This is a genomic window from Bacillus sp. Nf3, assembly GCF_003028545.1.
GTDB classification, from domain to species: domain Bacteria; phylum Bacillota; class Bacilli; order Bacillales; family Bacillaceae; genus Bacillus; species Bacillus safensis.
In genome coordinates this window covers 242,337-256,485 of sequence record NZ_PYUA01000003.1, presented here as the reverse complement: position 1 = coordinate 256,485, position 14,149 = coordinate 242,337, and the positions used below count along the sequence as shown (strand labels likewise).

Below are 14,149 nucleotides of genomic sequence, written 5' to 3'. Positions count from 1 at the left end.
CGTGAGTACCGGCGCAGAGACCTGACACCGAATGCGAGGGTTTGTCTACACGCTGAGAGCAGCCTTGATAAGGGCTGCTCTTTTTTCACTTAAGATGCTTTCTCTTTTAACTTGTTTAAATAGTTCAGTGCGTCCTGCATTGTGTCTACAGGAACGATTTTCATATCACTTTTAATATCTTTCGCTGTTTTCACTGCATTTTTGTAGTCTGAATTTGGATCACCTTTATCGTTTGGTGCAAAGAAGATATCTTTTCCTGCTTTATCTGCTGCAACGACCTTTTGATCAATTCCGCCAATTGGCCCGACCGTACCATCAGCGTCAATCGTTCCAGTTCCTGCAATCGCATAGCCATGTGTTTCGTCTTCTTTTGTCAGCTGGTTATAAATTTCAAGTGACATCATTAAACCTGCCGACGGGCCGCCGATATTTTCAATATCGACCTTAATGGAAGGCGAGACTTTCACATTTCGATCTGTAAATAATGATACGCCAATCCCAACTCGATTCGGCTCTTCTTTAAAAGGTTTTAACTTCACTTGCTGCGTGATATCCTTGCCGTTTCGTTCGAGGACAAAACGGACAGATGTACCAGCTTTTTGACGGCTGATATACGAAACCATTTTATCAGCAGAATCATACGTCTTGCCATCAACGCTTTTAATCCGGTCGCCCACTTCAATTTTACCGTAAGCAGGCATGCCTTTCATGACGTAGCTCGCATATACCCCATTAAACGTATAATCTACTTTTTTGCCTGCTTTTGTATACGCTGCAATCATGGCATTCTCTTGAGAGCTTTTCATCAGCTGAAGCTGTCTTTTCATATAATCTTCATCCGACTCTCCGTCCGCTTTAATATTTTCTTCTGGGACGATCTCGTCATATTTATTCATTTTCGCAAGCAAATACGTATACGGATTTGCTGGACCTACTTTAATCGTCATAAGAGAGAAGCTGCCCTTCTCACCGTATCCACCGTCCACTTGAATGTGTGGGGCAATTTCTGTTGCATCACCCGGCTTTGTTACGTAATACGGCAGTTTGACAAAAGTTAAGCCAAATAAGACAAGAACAACGACAAAAAAGCTGAGCCAGCGAATATTCAATTTTTTCATTCGATTAACACTCCCATTTATCAATGACATCTTTCAGTTTACCTGTTAATTGGTCTGCGGCGAGCTCCCCAGCTTCAATCATCTCCTGAACCTGTGTGAACGAACTAGAGCTAAATGTTTCAAGCCTCGGCCGAATCATGAGATCTGCATGAATGGTTTGATGACGGACCAATTCATTTTGAAGGATGTCCAAACTTTGCATAATCACATCCGATAATCTCGTCGCCTTTTCTGTTTTTTTCACCCTTGATACATCAGAGGCGATGATAAGGTCTGCGCCCATTTCTTTTAACACAGACACAGGAATGCGGTCAACAACCGCTCCATCCACCAGCTGTCTGCCGCCCATTTCGTGAGGAACAAACACACCTGGAATGCTGATGCTTGCTCTGACTGCTTGTGAGACAGACCCTTCTTTAAACACAACCTTCTCCCCTGTTTCGAGGTCACAGGCGACCACCGCAAGAGGCATTCTTAATTCTTCGAATGTTTTCCCATATGTAAACGTGTGAATCAACTGCAAAATTCGATTTCCTTTTAAAAGACCGATTTTTGGCAGTGTATAGTCAGCATAATACTTTCTTCTGAAGACAAGTGCAAGTTTTTTCATTTTTTCTACGTCTTGTCCTGCCGCATAAAAGCTCCCAACAAGTGCGCCAATACTGCTTCCTGCGATCATATCTACCTGTATCCCTTCTTTCTCAAGACTAGACAAAACCCCGATATGCGCCATTCCCCTCGCACCCCCGGAGCCTAATGCAAGCCCGATGATCGGTCGCTTCATGAAAATCCACCCTCCTCTTTCTATGCATATATACGAATCTATAGGTCTAAACATGCCCCTACTGCTCGTATAGTAATAGAAGACAGGCTCGGCTAGTTTCATCACGAGCTCGCCAATAGATCATAACGGCAAGGGGCGAAATCTCCATGAAAAAATGGAACACTCTGTTCATCGCTGCTTTTTTTATTTTTTTAACAGCCACTGTGATTACACACCCACAAGCCTCTTTACAAGCGTCGAAAAATGGACTTGCAATGTGGTGGGAGGTTGTGTTTCCATCATTGCTTCCTTTTTTTATTTTGTCCGAGCTATTAATTAGTTTTGGGATTGTCAGATTTGTCGGTGTATTATTAGAGCCATTTATGCGTCCCATCTTCCGGGTGCCGGGTGTAGGCGGATTTGTCCTAGCAATGGGAATGGCTTCAGGGTTTCCTTCAGGTGCGAAATTAACGACAAGATTGAGGCAGGAAAGACAGCTGACGCGAATCGAAGCAGAGCGTCTCGTTTCCTTTACAAATTCATCGAATCCATTGTTTATTTTCGGTGCGGTGGCTGTTGGTTTTTTTCATCACCCAGCTTTAGGCATTGTATTAGCAAGCGCACATTATTTAGGGAACCTTGCTGTTGGTGTGACGATGCGGGGATATAAAGCGCGGCATGATGCGCATCTAAGAAGCCGTAAGAAATTTTTATTCCCGCCGTTTAAAGAGGCATTTCATGCTCTTCATACAGCAAGACTCGCAGAGAAAAGACCGCTCGGCCAAATTTTAAGTGATGCAGTCATGTCATCAGTCCAAACACTCTTTATGATCGGCGGCTTTATTATCTTATTTTCTGTGTTTAGCAAAATGCTGTCAGTTGTCCATGTGACAGACCTTTTATCCATAGGGCTCAGATATATGCTGCAAACGATGCACCTTCCGCCAGAATTAGACCTTGCCATGATTGCTGGTTTATTTGAAATCACATTAGGAAGCCAGATGACAGGGTCACAGGAAGTCACCCTTCTCGCTAAAACCATTGTCGTCAGCTTTATTTTAGGATTCAGCGGGTTTTCTGTTCAAGCCCAAGTCGCCGGCATTCTAGCGGCAACCGATATCCGCTTTAAACCATTTTTCTTCGCCCGTTTGCTTCACGGGATTTATGCAGCTGTTTTTGCCTTTTTATTATTCAAGCCTCTTTATGTCTCTCGATCAGACATCGCTCTCCCAGCGGGTGCCTTTGATGCAGGCCAGCAGGTCGTCATGTTCAGCAGCGTGCTTTGGAATCAGCTTGTGACAGCTGGTCCTTTGATCACACTTTGCAGCTTGATTGTGTATATCGCGCTCTACTATCGGAAATTAAAAAATGGATGAGTGCTGGGTGCACTCATCCATTAAATTTTTCCTTCAGCGCTGCTTCTACCTCTTTTGGTACAAGATCTTTGACTGCCCCATGATATTTCGCTACTTCTTTGACAATGCTGGAGCTTAAGAAGGAATATTGATTGTTGGTCATCATAAAAAACGTTTCAATTTCATCGTCTAACACTTTGTTCATTGAGGTGCCTTGCATCTCATATTCAAAGTCCGTCACAGCCCTTAGTCCGCGTAAAATAACTTTGGCTTCTTTTTGTTTCGCATAATCAACGAGTAGGCCGTGAAAGGATTCAACTTTGATATTTGGCAGCTCCTTCGTCGCTTGGCGAATAAGCTCACACCGTTCTTCAACAGTAAATAACGGTTTTTTAGATGAATTATTTAATACACATACATACACTTCATCAAAAATCTTTGCACCTCTTTTGATGATATCCAAATGCCCCAATGTGACTGGATCGAAGCTGCCCGGACAAACGGCTATGTTCCCCATATTAATTTCCCCGCTTTCTATAGATCGTAATACCAGTCAATCCGTACAGTTCCTGTCTTGTGATGTGAAGTTGTCCTGCTTCTTCTGGCAGCTTCACATCTTTGTCGTGCTCACATACGATCACGCCGTCATCTGTTAACAAGGCGTGCTCGTCAATCATTTCAAGAAGTGCTTTTAGCTGTTGATCTTTATACGGCGGATCAAGGAAGATGGCTTGAAAGGATTCCTCTCGTTTCACAATAGCTGCGAGTGCACGCTTTGCTTCATTTCGAAACACTTCACTTTGATCCATTAGCGACAATTGATTCAGATTGCCTTTAATCGTCTGAATCGCCTTCATATCTCGATCAACAAATATGCAATGATCGAATCCTCTAGAAAGCGCTTCAATTCCTAAACCACCGCTTCCTGCAAATAAATCAAGGGCCCATCCGCCATCGAAATACGGGCCGATCATATTAAATATCGATTCTTTTACTTTATCTGTCGTCGGTCTTGTTGATTGACCTGGTACCGCTTTAAGTGTGCGGCCTTTTCTCGTTCCAGAGATGACTCTCATTTTTCCACCACTTTTTCTGCTTGCTTCTATTGGTCATTGTTTATGACAAAAAATTCAACATTATCTTACCACATCACTCCTCAAGGAACAATGCGCGGATTTTCATTCATTTTCTATGTATAGATCAAGAAATCCGGGGTCATACTACTTATAACAGCATCTGATGTGGTGCTGTTGCCAACCGCGGAGAAGACTTACGTTTCCCCATAAGTTCTTCCTCCGGTTTCTCCTCTCCCTTTGCCTTCTCCTTAATGAATCATTAAGAATAGAAGGACCCCGCGGGTGATGCCGCGGGGATTTTTTTGTGTCTTTAAAAGCCCACCTTATAATCATACTCTTTTGCTTTGTCCAATTTGGATTCGTACTCTAATTTAATAAAAGGTTTATATGAAGGCTCAACACGTTTCACAAATGGTAACGAGCTGAGCTTAGCCATATGGCGCTCAAGATCATTCATATCACAATAGATCACCGCATATTTCATTTTCCTTGAAATATAGTGAACATTCCCGAATTTTCTTAGCGCTTTTGACTGCTTTAACGAATGCAGCCAGACGACCATCCCTTGACGTTTGGTTTCCATCTTTTCACCTGCCGCTTTTCAATTCTTTTCATTCATTATGTAAAAGACGAGACATTCAAGTCTCGTCAAGATACTTTACAGCCGCAGCTGCCACCTGATCCACAGCCACCGCCGCATGATGATAGACCATCAAAATATGGGTTCCCTGTTGGAACTTTAATATATGCTGATACAGCTTGACCGATTTCAATACTAATCTCATCTAAGATGGATTGAATCGCTGTTTCTGCTTTTTTGAAATCAACCACTGTATCGTGAAGATCTAGCTTTCTTTTGACCTCACGCATTTCCTTTGAGATCGTTCTATAGTCCGGATGGTATTTGCCGAACCGCTGCACATCCTCATATTGCTCTTTTACTTTTGTAAAATGGGCAATAATTTGTTGGGCTTCTTCGTCTTGCTGGAGACGCTTAAAGCAGTTGCGGTAATGTTCAGCCTCCTCCGACTGAAGAATCATAGCAGCCAATTGATTTGCTTCCTCTTGGAGCTCCACAGATTCGATTGTCGCATACATAAATGTTGCACCTCCAATTCATAGTTTACCACGAAACCTATGGATCAGAAAATGCTTTACGTGACAAATACATCCCATGTTTCTCTTTTCTGTTTATATTCTGGATGACGAGAATTCAGCACAACAGTCATTTTATGCTTTCCTTTTGAAAGGTGCTTGACCACAAATGCCGCAGTATACTCATTCCCTGCACGTTTCCCGTCTACATACACTGTGAAATATCCTGCCTTTTCGTTCTTTTTTAGACGCTCTGGCTGAAGATGAAAATCTTGAAGTGTACTTTCTATATAGACCGACGATCCCTGCACTTTGTATTTCAAAAAGCCTTGCTGCTTCATTTCGCTTTGGGCTTGCTGCATGACTGGTACTGCTGGGTCTTGCTTGATCACTTGCTCTTCTCCATGTTGACTTTGACACCCGGTAACAAGAAAAAGCAATGCGCCTATTGACAGCATCCATTTCATCATCTGATTCTCCTTTCATCTACTTTTATAGGATGCTCAGGAAATAGACATCTTAATCAACTCAAAAAAGCCTCAACCGGCTCCATTTTGATTGCGCATTGCTTGGAACATTTGAATCATCATTTCAGCCATTTGGACGCTATTGCTCAACTGACTTACACGATGAGGAATGGTTTTTTCGTAAAAGTTCATTTTATCTAATTCAAAGGACGATAGATTTTCAGGATGTCGCGTCAGCTGTCTGTACCAGAGAGGACGCTGCCTTATGAATTTGATTCGATCCTCTTCGGCCATGACAAATTCCTGTACTTCTTTTCGCACCAGAAGCATCCCCTTTCACTTAATCTTTCCTGAAGGAGAATGGGTGCTGACTGCCTCCAGATGAACCTTTCTTTGAACCATTGGATGAAAATTGGCCGAGTAAGCTTTGTAAAGAGGAAATAGACTGGCTCATTTTGTTAATCTGTTCATTCATTTGATCAGCGTCCATTTTTTTCACAGCAGAAACCATTTTAGACATAAAATCTGCTTTTCCTACTTCACTTGGCTTAGAGGCTTTTTCTTCTTTAGCGTCTTCAGATTTCGATTGCCGGTAAGGTGACCACATCTCATCTTCCTCACCAAACATGACCCAATTCTCGTATACACTTTGCCAGCTTTTTTCTTGCGTTTGCACTTCTTGAATTAACTTCGGATGGCGTCTGACGAATTGTTTAAATTCATCAATGGATGTTTGTTTTTGCTTATTTGTCATATCCTCACCCCCCCATACAAATGCCTACTATACTATATACACCGGCATCTATTTTGGTGAGCCTCTTTTTAAACATCAAAAAAACAGCTGCGACTTATGCAGCTGCTTTCGTTTAAGATGTTTTCTTGATGAAATTCTGAGTGTAATATTTTTCTTTCACCCCTACGCCAAGATGCGTGTAATCTTTATTTAATAACGCCTTCCTGTGACCTTCACTATTGAGCCAGCCCTCTACCGCTGCAGGTCCATCGACATAGTTATAGGCAATGTTTTCACCTGCGAGCTGAAAGCCCACCTCGCCTCTTTCTAACCGGTCTTTCAGCGTACCGTATTTTTTAGATTCATGGGAGAAATAATGATTCTCTTTCATGTCCTCACTATGCATAAAGGCCACTTCAGAGGTTTCATCATCCCACTTTAAGATCGGCAGGTTGTACTTATGGCGGATAATATTGGTCATATCAAAAATTTGTTTTTGACTGGATGTTTCGATATCTTTCCACTTTTCGCCCGATATCGGCTCAGGTTCTACCAATTGACCTCGGTAGACGACCTCATACGGCTTTTGTTTCACAAATGTATCTGCGTTGAAGGCCCTGATACTTGATAGGGTGCTTTCAAACTTATCCATGTAAAGCTGAACATACACATCATCTCCCACTTTCACAGTGGGTCTTGTATTCATATCATCTTCTGAGAATTCAAAGCGGTATGAATTTTGTTCATCCTCTACATGAATGTAAGGTGCAATTTGTGTTTTCTTAAATACTTCACTCGTGGCTTGACCGATTTTAAATGGTTCTACATTCAGTCCGTCTCCTGTTGCAAACAAGGTCACCACTTTACTATCCTTTACCCCTACTTGAATATAGTGCTTCTTCGATTGGTTGTAAATCCACCAGTCATAATCATATGCGGAAGGATCAATGCGATCTGGTTCTCCCAGCTGTTTAAGCACTTCGTTTGAAGATTTCCCCATAAAGGACATGAGCCCCTTCTTTGGGATGTTGATCGGCTTATCGCTAGATGTTTCTTCATTAGACACCTTCGGTTCATTGCTGTTTTCTTTTTCTGGTGAAGATCCATATTGAATAAACAGAACGTACGTTCCAGATATAATCAGGAGGATGAGGAGTGTTTTGAGCACAGTTTTCAAATAAACACCTCCGTTAAATTGGCAAGGTACAAAAAGTACCTTCTACTGTCATTTAAACAAAACTTGCTCCATTTATCAACGACAATACAGCCTATTTAACACGAATTTAAAATATGCCCTTCTTAATGAAGAAATCCTTGTCCATGATCTTGATCCTGTTGAGAGATTTCTGTCAGTGCATCTCCCGCGCGATCATTTGATAAATCTTCGACAGATAAATCTCCAAGAGCGACAATTCCTGTTAATGCGCCGTTTTTCACAACGGGAATGCGGCGGAGCTGATGCTCTGACATGAGCCGGACAATTTCTTCAAGCGTTGCATCTTCTTCAGCTGTTAGTACTTCCTTTGTCATCAGCGAGCCCACTTCCTGTGAATTTGGCTTTTTTTCTGCAATGCCTCTAAGCACAAGGTCACGGTCTGTCACTATTCCAACGAGCTGATCTCCGTCAACTACTGGAATGGCACCGATGTCAGCATCTCTCATTTTGACTGCTGCTTCATACGTATTGTCATCTTGCTGACATGTCACTACTTTTTTTGTCATAATATCTTTGATTTTTTTCGTTTTCACGTTGATTCCTCCATCCGTTATTTTCTTTATTACTGTAACCAGCTTATAAAAGAACATACCTTTCACAGTTGAAAGTTTAACGCTTTCATACTATGATTGTCAGTAAAGGGAAATTTTATAAGGAGGGGTTTTGGGTGAAGTTTGAAGGTACGGGGATTGAAGAGGTATCAGCTGACTTAAATAAATTAGATTTCATTATGGAAAGTGAAGGATTTGTACGAGCTGATCAATGGGATTATGAGCGTGTGACGTACGACAGAAAATACAGCATGGTAGAGGGAACCTTTTATTTACGAATTTCCGGCTACGCCACTGAAGGAGATGTCGGTTCCAAAAAGGCACACATCCAGCTTCTAACACCATTACTTGGAAAACACTATTATCCACATGGCGTTGAATATGGCGAAGGCGAAGAATTCCCTAAGTCTCTCATCCAATCAAGCAAAAAAACACTTGCACAGCTGAAGGAAAAACTAGAATCCATGACGGCTGAAGCATAAAACAAGGCTAAAATGATCTTTTAGCCATGAAAGAAAGCACAGCCAGTCGGCTGTGCTTTTTTATTCATATTTCGGAATAAGCGCATCTGGTACGGCATCTTTTGCTCTTTCTTTTCTTGCCCAGTCAAAGAAGACAACAGCAAGAATAGAGCCGTACACAATTTCTTGAATAATTTTCATCAAAATGGCACCTAGCTGCTGATCCTCTAGCAGCGGCAAGGTGTGGAACATATCAGGGCCAGTGAGAGCAAGGCCTGCAAGCATATCACTTGGCACACATAAATGCAGTGCTTGTATCCATGCACCTGCATCAGAATAGGTTGCATAGATCGGTGCCTCACTAAACATGATGAGTGCACAGGCCGGAGTCATCAATATCCCGTCTGCCATGATATATCCAAGCTTCAAAATGCCTGTGATCTGCGGCAGACTTTGAACTTTATGGACAAGCGGCCACCACATGAAAAAGGCAGCGATAAAAATAACAACTGTCATCAATGCATGGTAAAACGGATCTGTTTTTACAAAATCAAACACAAGTGGAATGTGATACAGCGAAAACAAGCCGTTAAACCCAAGCAGTGCAATTAAAGGTTTGGAAAACAAACGGAAAATGGCTTGAATACCTGGTGTTTGAATGATCCGCTCCCAAATGGCTGCAGGCAATCCTGTAATAAGGAGAGGCGGGATGACTAAATAGAGCACCGCCATTTGCGCCATATGTGCACTAAACATAATATGCCCCATTAAATCAATTGGGCTCCCTTTCACAGCATATAACAGAACAAGCCCAGTCAGAAATAACGTTTTCTCTCTCATCGTCGCACGATGCTTCCCCTTTGTCACAAGAAGCAGATAAAGAGCAGCTGCTATCACAATACAAGTCAAATAATAAGGGCTCCATAATGCCCGAAATCCGAATATTTCTAAGTTCTCCATTGCTGCGCCTCCTTCAAGGGCAAAGCGGGTTTACCACCATATAATGGTCAAAAAGGCTAATACGGTAATAAACGCAACAAACACACCTGAGTATAGAAACAAGGCGGGTGTTTCATGCCCTTTTTGGTTCATGTGCATAAAATAATAAAGCTGAAAAGCTACCTGAATGCCTGCAAGCAGTAAAATAAATGGTACTGCGAACCAATTTCCAACGTCTTCTGAGGCGATCGTTAAAAACGCAACAAATGTTAATCCAATCATCAAGCCGAAAGAAATGAGCTGATGCTTCATTTCTTCGGCATTTTTCTTTTTACGATATACAAGGTCGACTTTGGACTGATTTGTGTTTTTATTTCCCATTCTTATCCCACCATTCCCATTAAATATACAACGGTAAAGATGAAGACCCACACAACATCAATGAAGTGCCAATAGAGACTTGCCACATAATATTTCGGAGCATTGTATAAATCGAGTCCGCGTCTCATATTTCGAATCATGAGAGCGGTAATCCAGCAAAGTCCGAAGGCGACGTGAGCTCCGTGAGTTCCTACAAGTGTATAGAAGGAAGAACCAAGAGCTGAGCTGGTAATCGTAAATTCATACGCATGCACGTAGTGATAAAACTCATAAATCTCAACCCCTAAAAATCCAGCACCTAAAAGGACCGTGATACCAAGCCAAAGCTGCATCTTTTTAAAGGCAAAGTTTTTCATATGATACATGGCATACACACTCGTTAAACTGCTCGTTAATAGAAGCATTGTGGCAATAAAGACAAGTGTGAGGTCAAACATATCAGTTGTTTTTGCTCCGCCTGCATTTGAGTTTTTCAGCGCCAAATACGTGGCGAAAAGCGATGCAAACAGAACGGTTTCTCCTCCAAGAAACAGCCAGAACCCGACAAACTTATTCTTCCCTTCTAACGTGGCTTTCTCAGGAGATGCCGGAAAGGTTTCCGCCGTCATTTTTTGTGGTTCCATTATGCTTTCACCCCTTTATCATCGTCGTCGGTCAAATCTTCTTTGTGAATATGGTATCCATGATCATCTTTCAGAGACCTAACCAGCATGGTCGCAAACGTAATGCCAAGACCAATGAAGATCACTGGAAGCCCCCAGCTGTGCTCTTGGCGATACATGAAACCAAACGCTGACACAAATAGACCGAATGAGATAATGACAGGCAAAATGGAGTTATTCGGCATGTGAATATCATCGAGCGGTTCAGATGCTGTCATTCCTTTTTTACCATCCATTTTTTCAATCCATAATGGATCTAGTCCTCTCACAAGCGGAAGCTGTTTAAAGTTGTATTCTGGCGGAGGCGAAGACACTGCCCATTCAAGTGTTCTTCCATCTCCCCAAGGATCGCTCGATACACGCTCCCCTTTTGCTGTTGTCCAGATGATGTTAATCAGCATGATCACAACAGCTACAAACATAAACAGCGCACCAATCGTACTGATCAAGTTCCCAAGCTCAAGACCCTGACCTGGCAGGAATGTAAATACTCGGCGCGGCATGCCCCAAAGACCGAGAAAATGCTGGATAAAGAAAGTTAAATGGAAACCGATGAAAAACAGCACAAAGCCAATTTTTCCAAGTTTCTCATTCAGTATCTTTCCAAACATCTTCGGCCACCAGTAATGCACACCTGCTAAAATACCGAATACAACCCCGCCGATAATGACGTAATGGAAATGCGCCACAACAAAATACGTATCATGGAACTGATAATCCGCTGCAGCTGCCGCAAGCATAACCCCAGTTACCCCGCCAAGTAAGAACGACGGAATAAAGGCAACAGAATAAAGCATCGGCGTTGTAAACTTCACATTACCGCCCCATATCGTGAGCAGCCAGTTGAATACTTTAATTCCTGTTGGCACCGCAATTGCCATGGTCGCTACGGCAAAGATTGCATTGGCGATAGGTCCAAGCCCTGTTGTGAACATGTGATGCGCCCACACCATGAATCCAAGGAAACCAATCAATACAGTAGCGAACACCATGGACGAGTAGCCAAACAGTCTTTTTCTTGCAAACACTGGAATGATCTCAGAGAAGATTCCGAATGCCGGCAGGATCAAGATATATACTTCTGGGTGTCCGAAAATCCAGAACAAATGCTCCCAGATGATTGTATTTCCTCCTAGTTCTGGATTGAAAAAGCTCGTGTCAAACATTCTATCAAGCATCAGCATCGCAAGCCCTGCTGTCAGCGGCGGGAATGCGAATAAAATAAGTGCGGAGGCGACAAATGTCGTCCAAGTAAAGAGCGGCATTCTCATATACGTCATCCCAGGCGCTCTCATATTAATAATCGTTGCAAGAAAGTTAATCCCGGCAATCAGCGTACCAATACCCGCTATCTGCAAACCTAAAATATAGAAATCCATTCCATGCCCTTCTGAATTCAGCGTGAGCGAAGCGTATGCAGTCCAGCCTGCATCAGGTGCTCCGCCCATAAACCATCCAAGGTTTAAGAAAATTCCTCCGAAAAAGAATAACCAAAAACCAAGTGAATTCACAAACGGAAATGCTACGTCACGTGCACCAATTTGAATTGGTACAACCGCATTCATTAATGCAAATAACAGCGGCATAGCTGCAAGGAAAATCATTGTCGTTCCATGCATCGTCATGATTTCATTGTAAACCCCTGCACTGACAAAATCACTTTCAGGGATAGCTAGCTGAATACGGATAAACATCGCTTCGATTCCGCCAACCAAAAAGAAAAATCCCCCTGCCACTAAATATAATATGGCAATTTTTTTGTGGTCAACCGTTGTCAAGTAATCCCATAAGACAGCGCCAAACCCCCGCTTTTTAGCTATTGTACTCACCATGAAATCCCCCTCTTATCTCCCATTTGCCCCTTTTCATATAGATGTCTTTCTTAACGATCCTTTAAACAGACTATGTCTGACAGATGACGACTTCTCGGTTGTAGAGACATATTCGGGAGCTCTTAACAAAAACTTCACATCGATCACATACCCTCTTGCATATCTGCTCTAATTGTTACTCGATTTTAAGACCTTTTAAATACTCGTAAAGTGCATCTGCTTCTGAGTCATTTAATTTAGGGTACGTTCCTGTCATCTTATTACCTGGTTTAAAGCTTTCTGGATCTTTCAGCCATGCTTTCACATTTTCTTTGTTCATGTCTTTGATTCCAGCTACTTTCGTCCGCTCTCCGAAGGTCGCAAGGTTTGGTGCTGTCCTTGCTGCTTCCGGCCGTTCGTCACCAGGCTCTACTGCGTGACAGCTTAAGCAGTTCTTCTCTTTAAATAGCTTTTCACCCTCTAAAGCGAGATCTTTTGTGGATTCAGGCTTCTTGTAATCAGCCATTTTTTTCGTCCATCCTAAGAACTCATCTTGAGAAAGCGTTTTAACTTTAAAGTCCATTAAAGCATGTGACGGTCCGCAAAGCTCCGCACATTTCCCGTAGAAATATTCCCCTGCATCTTTCGTTCGTTTCGAGTCAAAGATTAAATAAAATTTGTTCTCATTATCTGTGTTTGTATCAATTTTACCGCCAGCCGATGGAACCCAGAATGAGTGTTTGACATCGGATGCTTTTAGCTTAAAGTACACCTTTTGATCTGTTGGTACGATCAATTCCTGACTTGTGACAATCCCATAATCAGGGTATTCAAATTCCCACCAATATAAGCTGGCCCTTACATTCACAACAAGTGTCTTTTCAGGATCTCGTTTTTTCTTATCCATAGCGCTTGTATCCCCTAGTTCAAGCGTGTATGCCACAACAGGTACAACGAGAATAATAAGTAGAAGAATCGGAATCGCTGTCCATGTGATTTCCAAGTTGCGGTTCCCTTCCACCTGCTTTGGAATCGTATCTTCTCCCACTTTAGAACGTTTGAATTTAATAATGACGTAAAAGAAAATGATCGATACAACAATGACGACAAGAACCATAATAAGTGTACTCAGTACCGTTAGGAAAAACTGTTTATCTGCTACTTCCCCAACTGGCTTGAGTGTTGATAAGTATGGTTCACCACAGCCCGCCAAAACGAGCGTCAGTAAGAGAAACAGTGAATAAACACGCCATTTTCTTATCATAATTTGTCCCAACCCCTTTTGCTTGATCTCCTTTGCCTTTCGCTTTTTACCTCTTATTTATAAAATCACTTCTCACCCATCTATAACCCCCGCCTCTTATAAAGCACTTACATTTCCTCTTTTCATAAAAAAATGATGTTTTTACTCAAAATACCATCTATGTATAAACAGAAAGCCGCCTAAATAGAACTGAATATCAGGCGGCTTTCATAGTTGTTAGAAAATGTTGTGTTATAAGATATAGCCATTGTTTTGAT

The 14,149-nt window shown here is 42.1% G+C and carries 18 protein-coding genes; 2 read left to right on the top strand and 16 right to left on the bottom strand.

Going from position 1 to position 14,149, the window contains the following annotated elements; translation table 11 throughout:
- Positions 1–89 precede the first annotated feature (89 nt).
- Together C9414_RS10805 and C9414_RS10800 are read right to left on the bottom strand one after the other, a co-directional pair.
- Entirely contained in the window at positions 90–1,118 is a 1,029-nt protein-coding gene (locus C9414_RS10805) for a SepM family pheromone-processing serine protease (protein WP_039178313.1), read from the bottom strand.
- 4 nt (positions 1,119–1,122) lie between these two features.
- Positions 1,123–1,902: a patatin-like phospholipase family protein gene (locus tag C9414_RS10800; protein ID WP_107163609.1), complete on the bottom strand. Its 780-nt coding sequence runs from the start codon at positions 1,900–1,902 to the stop codon at positions 1,123–1,125.
- Positions 1,903–2,048: 146 nt separating this feature from the next.
- Here C9414_RS10800 and ylbJ point away from each other — a divergent pair, with 146 nt between their 5' ends.
- Positions 2,049–3,257, top strand: a complete 1,209-nt coding sequence (gene ylbJ / locus C9414_RS10795) for a sporulation integral membrane protein YlbJ (protein WP_047201770.1) — start codon at positions 2,049–2,051, stop codon at positions 3,255–3,257.
- Between the two features lie 13 nt (positions 3,258–3,270).
- Here the strand turns inward: ylbJ and coaD are convergent, their stop codons facing one another.
- From coaD to C9414_RS10750, 9 genes are all read right to left on the bottom strand, one after another.
- Positions 3,271–3,753 carry a pantetheine-phosphate adenylyltransferase gene (gene coaD / locus C9414_RS10790; protein WP_024426917.1) on the bottom strand — a complete coding sequence of 161 codons (483 nt, stop codon included), beginning with the start codon at positions 3,751–3,753 and terminating at the stop codon, positions 3,271–3,273.
- Between the two features lies 1 nt (position 3,754).
- Positions 3,755–4,312: a 16S rRNA (guanine(966)-N(2))-methyltransferase RsmD gene (gene rsmD / locus C9414_RS10785; protein ID WP_047201769.1), complete on the bottom strand. Its 558-nt coding sequence runs from the start codon at positions 4,310–4,312 to the stop codon at positions 3,755–3,757.
- Between the two features lie 310 nt (positions 4,313–4,622).
- Complete coding sequence (locus C9414_RS10780) at positions 4,623–4,895, bottom strand: YlbG family protein (protein ID WP_003212137.1); 273 nt, start codon at positions 4,893–4,895, stop codon at positions 4,623–4,625.
- A 65-nt stretch (positions 4,896–4,960) separates the two neighbouring features.
- Positions 4,961–5,410, bottom strand: coding sequence for a regulatory iron-sulfur-containing complex subunit RicF (gene ricF, locus C9414_RS10775; RefSeq protein ID WP_007499807.1), 450 nt, complete (start codon positions 5,408–5,410; stop codon positions 4,961–4,963).
- Positions 5,411–5,466: 56 nt separating this feature from the next.
- Positions 5,467–5,874, bottom strand: a complete 408-nt coding sequence (locus C9414_RS10770; RefSeq protein WP_024426915.1) for a hypothetical protein — start codon at positions 5,872–5,874, stop codon at positions 5,467–5,469.
- A 72-nt stretch (positions 5,875–5,946) separates the two neighbouring features.
- Positions 5,947–6,195 carry a YlbE-like family protein gene (locus C9414_RS10765; protein WP_039178297.1) on the bottom strand — a complete coding sequence of 83 codons (249 nt, stop codon included), beginning with the start codon at positions 6,193–6,195 and terminating at the stop codon, positions 5,947–5,949.
- A gap of 19 nt (positions 6,196–6,214) precedes the next feature.
- Positions 6,215–6,628, bottom strand: coding sequence for a YlbD family protein (locus C9414_RS10760; protein ID WP_047201768.1), 414 nt, complete (start codon positions 6,626–6,628; stop codon positions 6,215–6,217).
- A gap of 112 nt (positions 6,629–6,740) precedes the next feature.
- Positions 6,741–7,784, bottom strand: a complete 1,044-nt coding sequence (locus C9414_RS10755) for a CAP domain-containing protein (protein ID WP_047201767.1) — start codon at positions 7,782–7,784, stop codon at positions 6,741–6,743.
- 122 nt (positions 7,785–7,906) lie between these two features.
- Entirely contained in the window at positions 7,907–8,329 is a 423-nt protein-coding gene (locus tag C9414_RS10750) for a CBS domain-containing protein (protein WP_034663862.1), read from the bottom strand.
- A gap of 161 nt (positions 8,330–8,490) precedes the next feature.
- Here C9414_RS10750 and C9414_RS10745 point away from each other — a divergent pair, with 161 nt between their 5' ends.
- The gene (locus C9414_RS10745) at positions 8,491–8,856 is read left to right on the top strand and encodes a YugN family protein (protein WP_107163608.1); all 366 of its coding nucleotides are present in this window, start codon (positions 8,491–8,493) and stop codon (positions 8,854–8,856) included.
- A gap of 60 nt (positions 8,857–8,916) precedes the next feature.
- On the opposite strand, the gene ctaG is transcribed toward C9414_RS10745, so the two are convergent.
- From ctaG to coxB, 5 genes are all read right to left on the bottom strand, one after another.
- Positions 8,917–9,795 (bottom strand): cytochrome c oxidase assembly factor CtaG, encoded by an 879-nt coding sequence (ctaG, locus tag C9414_RS10740; protein ID WP_107163607.1) that lies wholly within the window; start codon positions 9,793–9,795, stop codon positions 8,917–8,919.
- 30 nt (positions 9,796–9,825) lie between these two features.
- Positions 9,826–10,155 carry a cytochrome c oxidase subunit IVB gene (gene ctaF, locus C9414_RS10735; protein WP_024426910.1) on the bottom strand — a complete coding sequence of 110 codons (330 nt, stop codon included), beginning with the start codon at positions 10,153–10,155 and terminating at the stop codon, positions 9,826–9,828.
- Between the two features lie 2 nt (positions 10,156–10,157).
- Positions 10,158–10,778, bottom strand: a complete 621-nt coding sequence (ctaE, locus tag C9414_RS10730) for a cytochrome c oxidase subunit III (protein WP_024424780.1) — start codon at positions 10,776–10,778, stop codon at positions 10,158–10,160.
- A complete protein-coding gene (ctaD, locus tag C9414_RS10725; protein WP_034281664.1) occupies positions 10,778–12,649 on the bottom strand; it encodes a cytochrome c oxidase subunit I in 1,872 nt (623 codons plus the stop codon). Before ctaD ends, ctaE begins: the two co-directional genes overlap by 1 nt.
- Before the next feature lie 175 nt (positions 12,650–12,824).
- Positions 12,825–13,892 carry a cytochrome c oxidase subunit II gene (coxB, locus tag C9414_RS10720; RefSeq protein ID WP_107163606.1) on the bottom strand — a complete coding sequence of 356 codons (1,068 nt, stop codon included), beginning with the start codon at positions 13,890–13,892 and terminating at the stop codon, positions 12,825–12,827.
- Positions 13,893–14,149 lie beyond the last annotated feature (257 nt).

Excerpts from the sequence above, each read along its gene's own strand:
- C9414_RS10800 (WP_107163609.1), bottom strand. The coding sequence starts at position 1,902 with ATGAAGCGACCGATCATCGGGCTTGCATTAGGCTCCGGGGGTGCGAGG.
- C9414_RS10770 (WP_024426915.1), bottom strand. The coding sequence starts at position 5,874 with ATGAAATGGATGCTGTCAATAGGCGCATTGCTTTTTCTTGTTACCGGG.
- C9414_RS10805 (WP_039178313.1), bottom strand. The coding sequence starts at position 1,118 with ATGAAAAAATTGAATATTCGCTGGCTCAGCTTTTTTGTCGTTGTTCTT.
- rsmD (WP_047201769.1), bottom strand. The coding sequence starts at position 4,312 with ATGAGAGTCATCTCTGGAACGAGAAAAGGCCGCACACTTAAAGCGGTA.
- ylbJ (WP_047201770.1), top strand. The coding sequence starts at position 2,049 with ATGAAAAAATGGAACACTCTGTTCATCGCTGCTTTTTTTATTTTTTTA.
- coaD (WP_024426917.1), bottom strand. The coding sequence starts at position 3,753 with ATGGGGAACATAGCCGTTTGTCCGGGCAGCTTCGATCCAGTCACATTG.
- ctaG (WP_107163607.1), bottom strand. The coding sequence starts at position 9,795 with ATGGAGAACTTAGAAATATTCGGATTTCGGGCATTATGGAGCCCTTAT.
- C9414_RS10780 (WP_003212137.1), bottom strand. The coding sequence starts at position 4,895 with ATGGAAACCAAACGTCAAGGGATGGTCGTCTGGCTGCATTCGTTAAAG.
- ctaD (WP_034281664.1), bottom strand. The coding sequence starts at position 12,649 with ATGGTGAGTACAATAGCTAAAAAGCGGGGGTTTGGCGCTGTCTTATGG.
- ctaF (WP_024426910.1), bottom strand. The coding sequence starts at position 10,155 with ATGGGAAATAAAAACACAAATCAGTCCAAAGTCGACCTTGTATATCGT.
- coxB (WP_107163606.1), bottom strand. The coding sequence starts at position 13,892 with ATGATAAGAAAATGGCGTGTTTATTCACTGTTTCTCTTACTGACGCTC.
- C9414_RS10750 (WP_034663862.1), bottom strand. The coding sequence starts at position 8,329 with ATGACAAAAAAAGTAGTGACATGTCAGCAAGATGACAATACGTATGAA.
- ricF (WP_007499807.1), bottom strand. The coding sequence starts at position 5,410 with ATGTATGCGACAATCGAATCTGTGGAGCTCCAAGAGGAAGCAAATCAA.
- C9414_RS10760 (WP_047201768.1), bottom strand. The coding sequence starts at position 6,628 with ATGACAAATAAGCAAAAACAAACATCCATTGATGAATTTAAACAATTC.
- ctaE (WP_024424780.1), bottom strand. The coding sequence starts at position 10,778 with ATGGAACCACAAAAAATGACGGCGGAAACCTTTCCGGCATCTCCTGAG.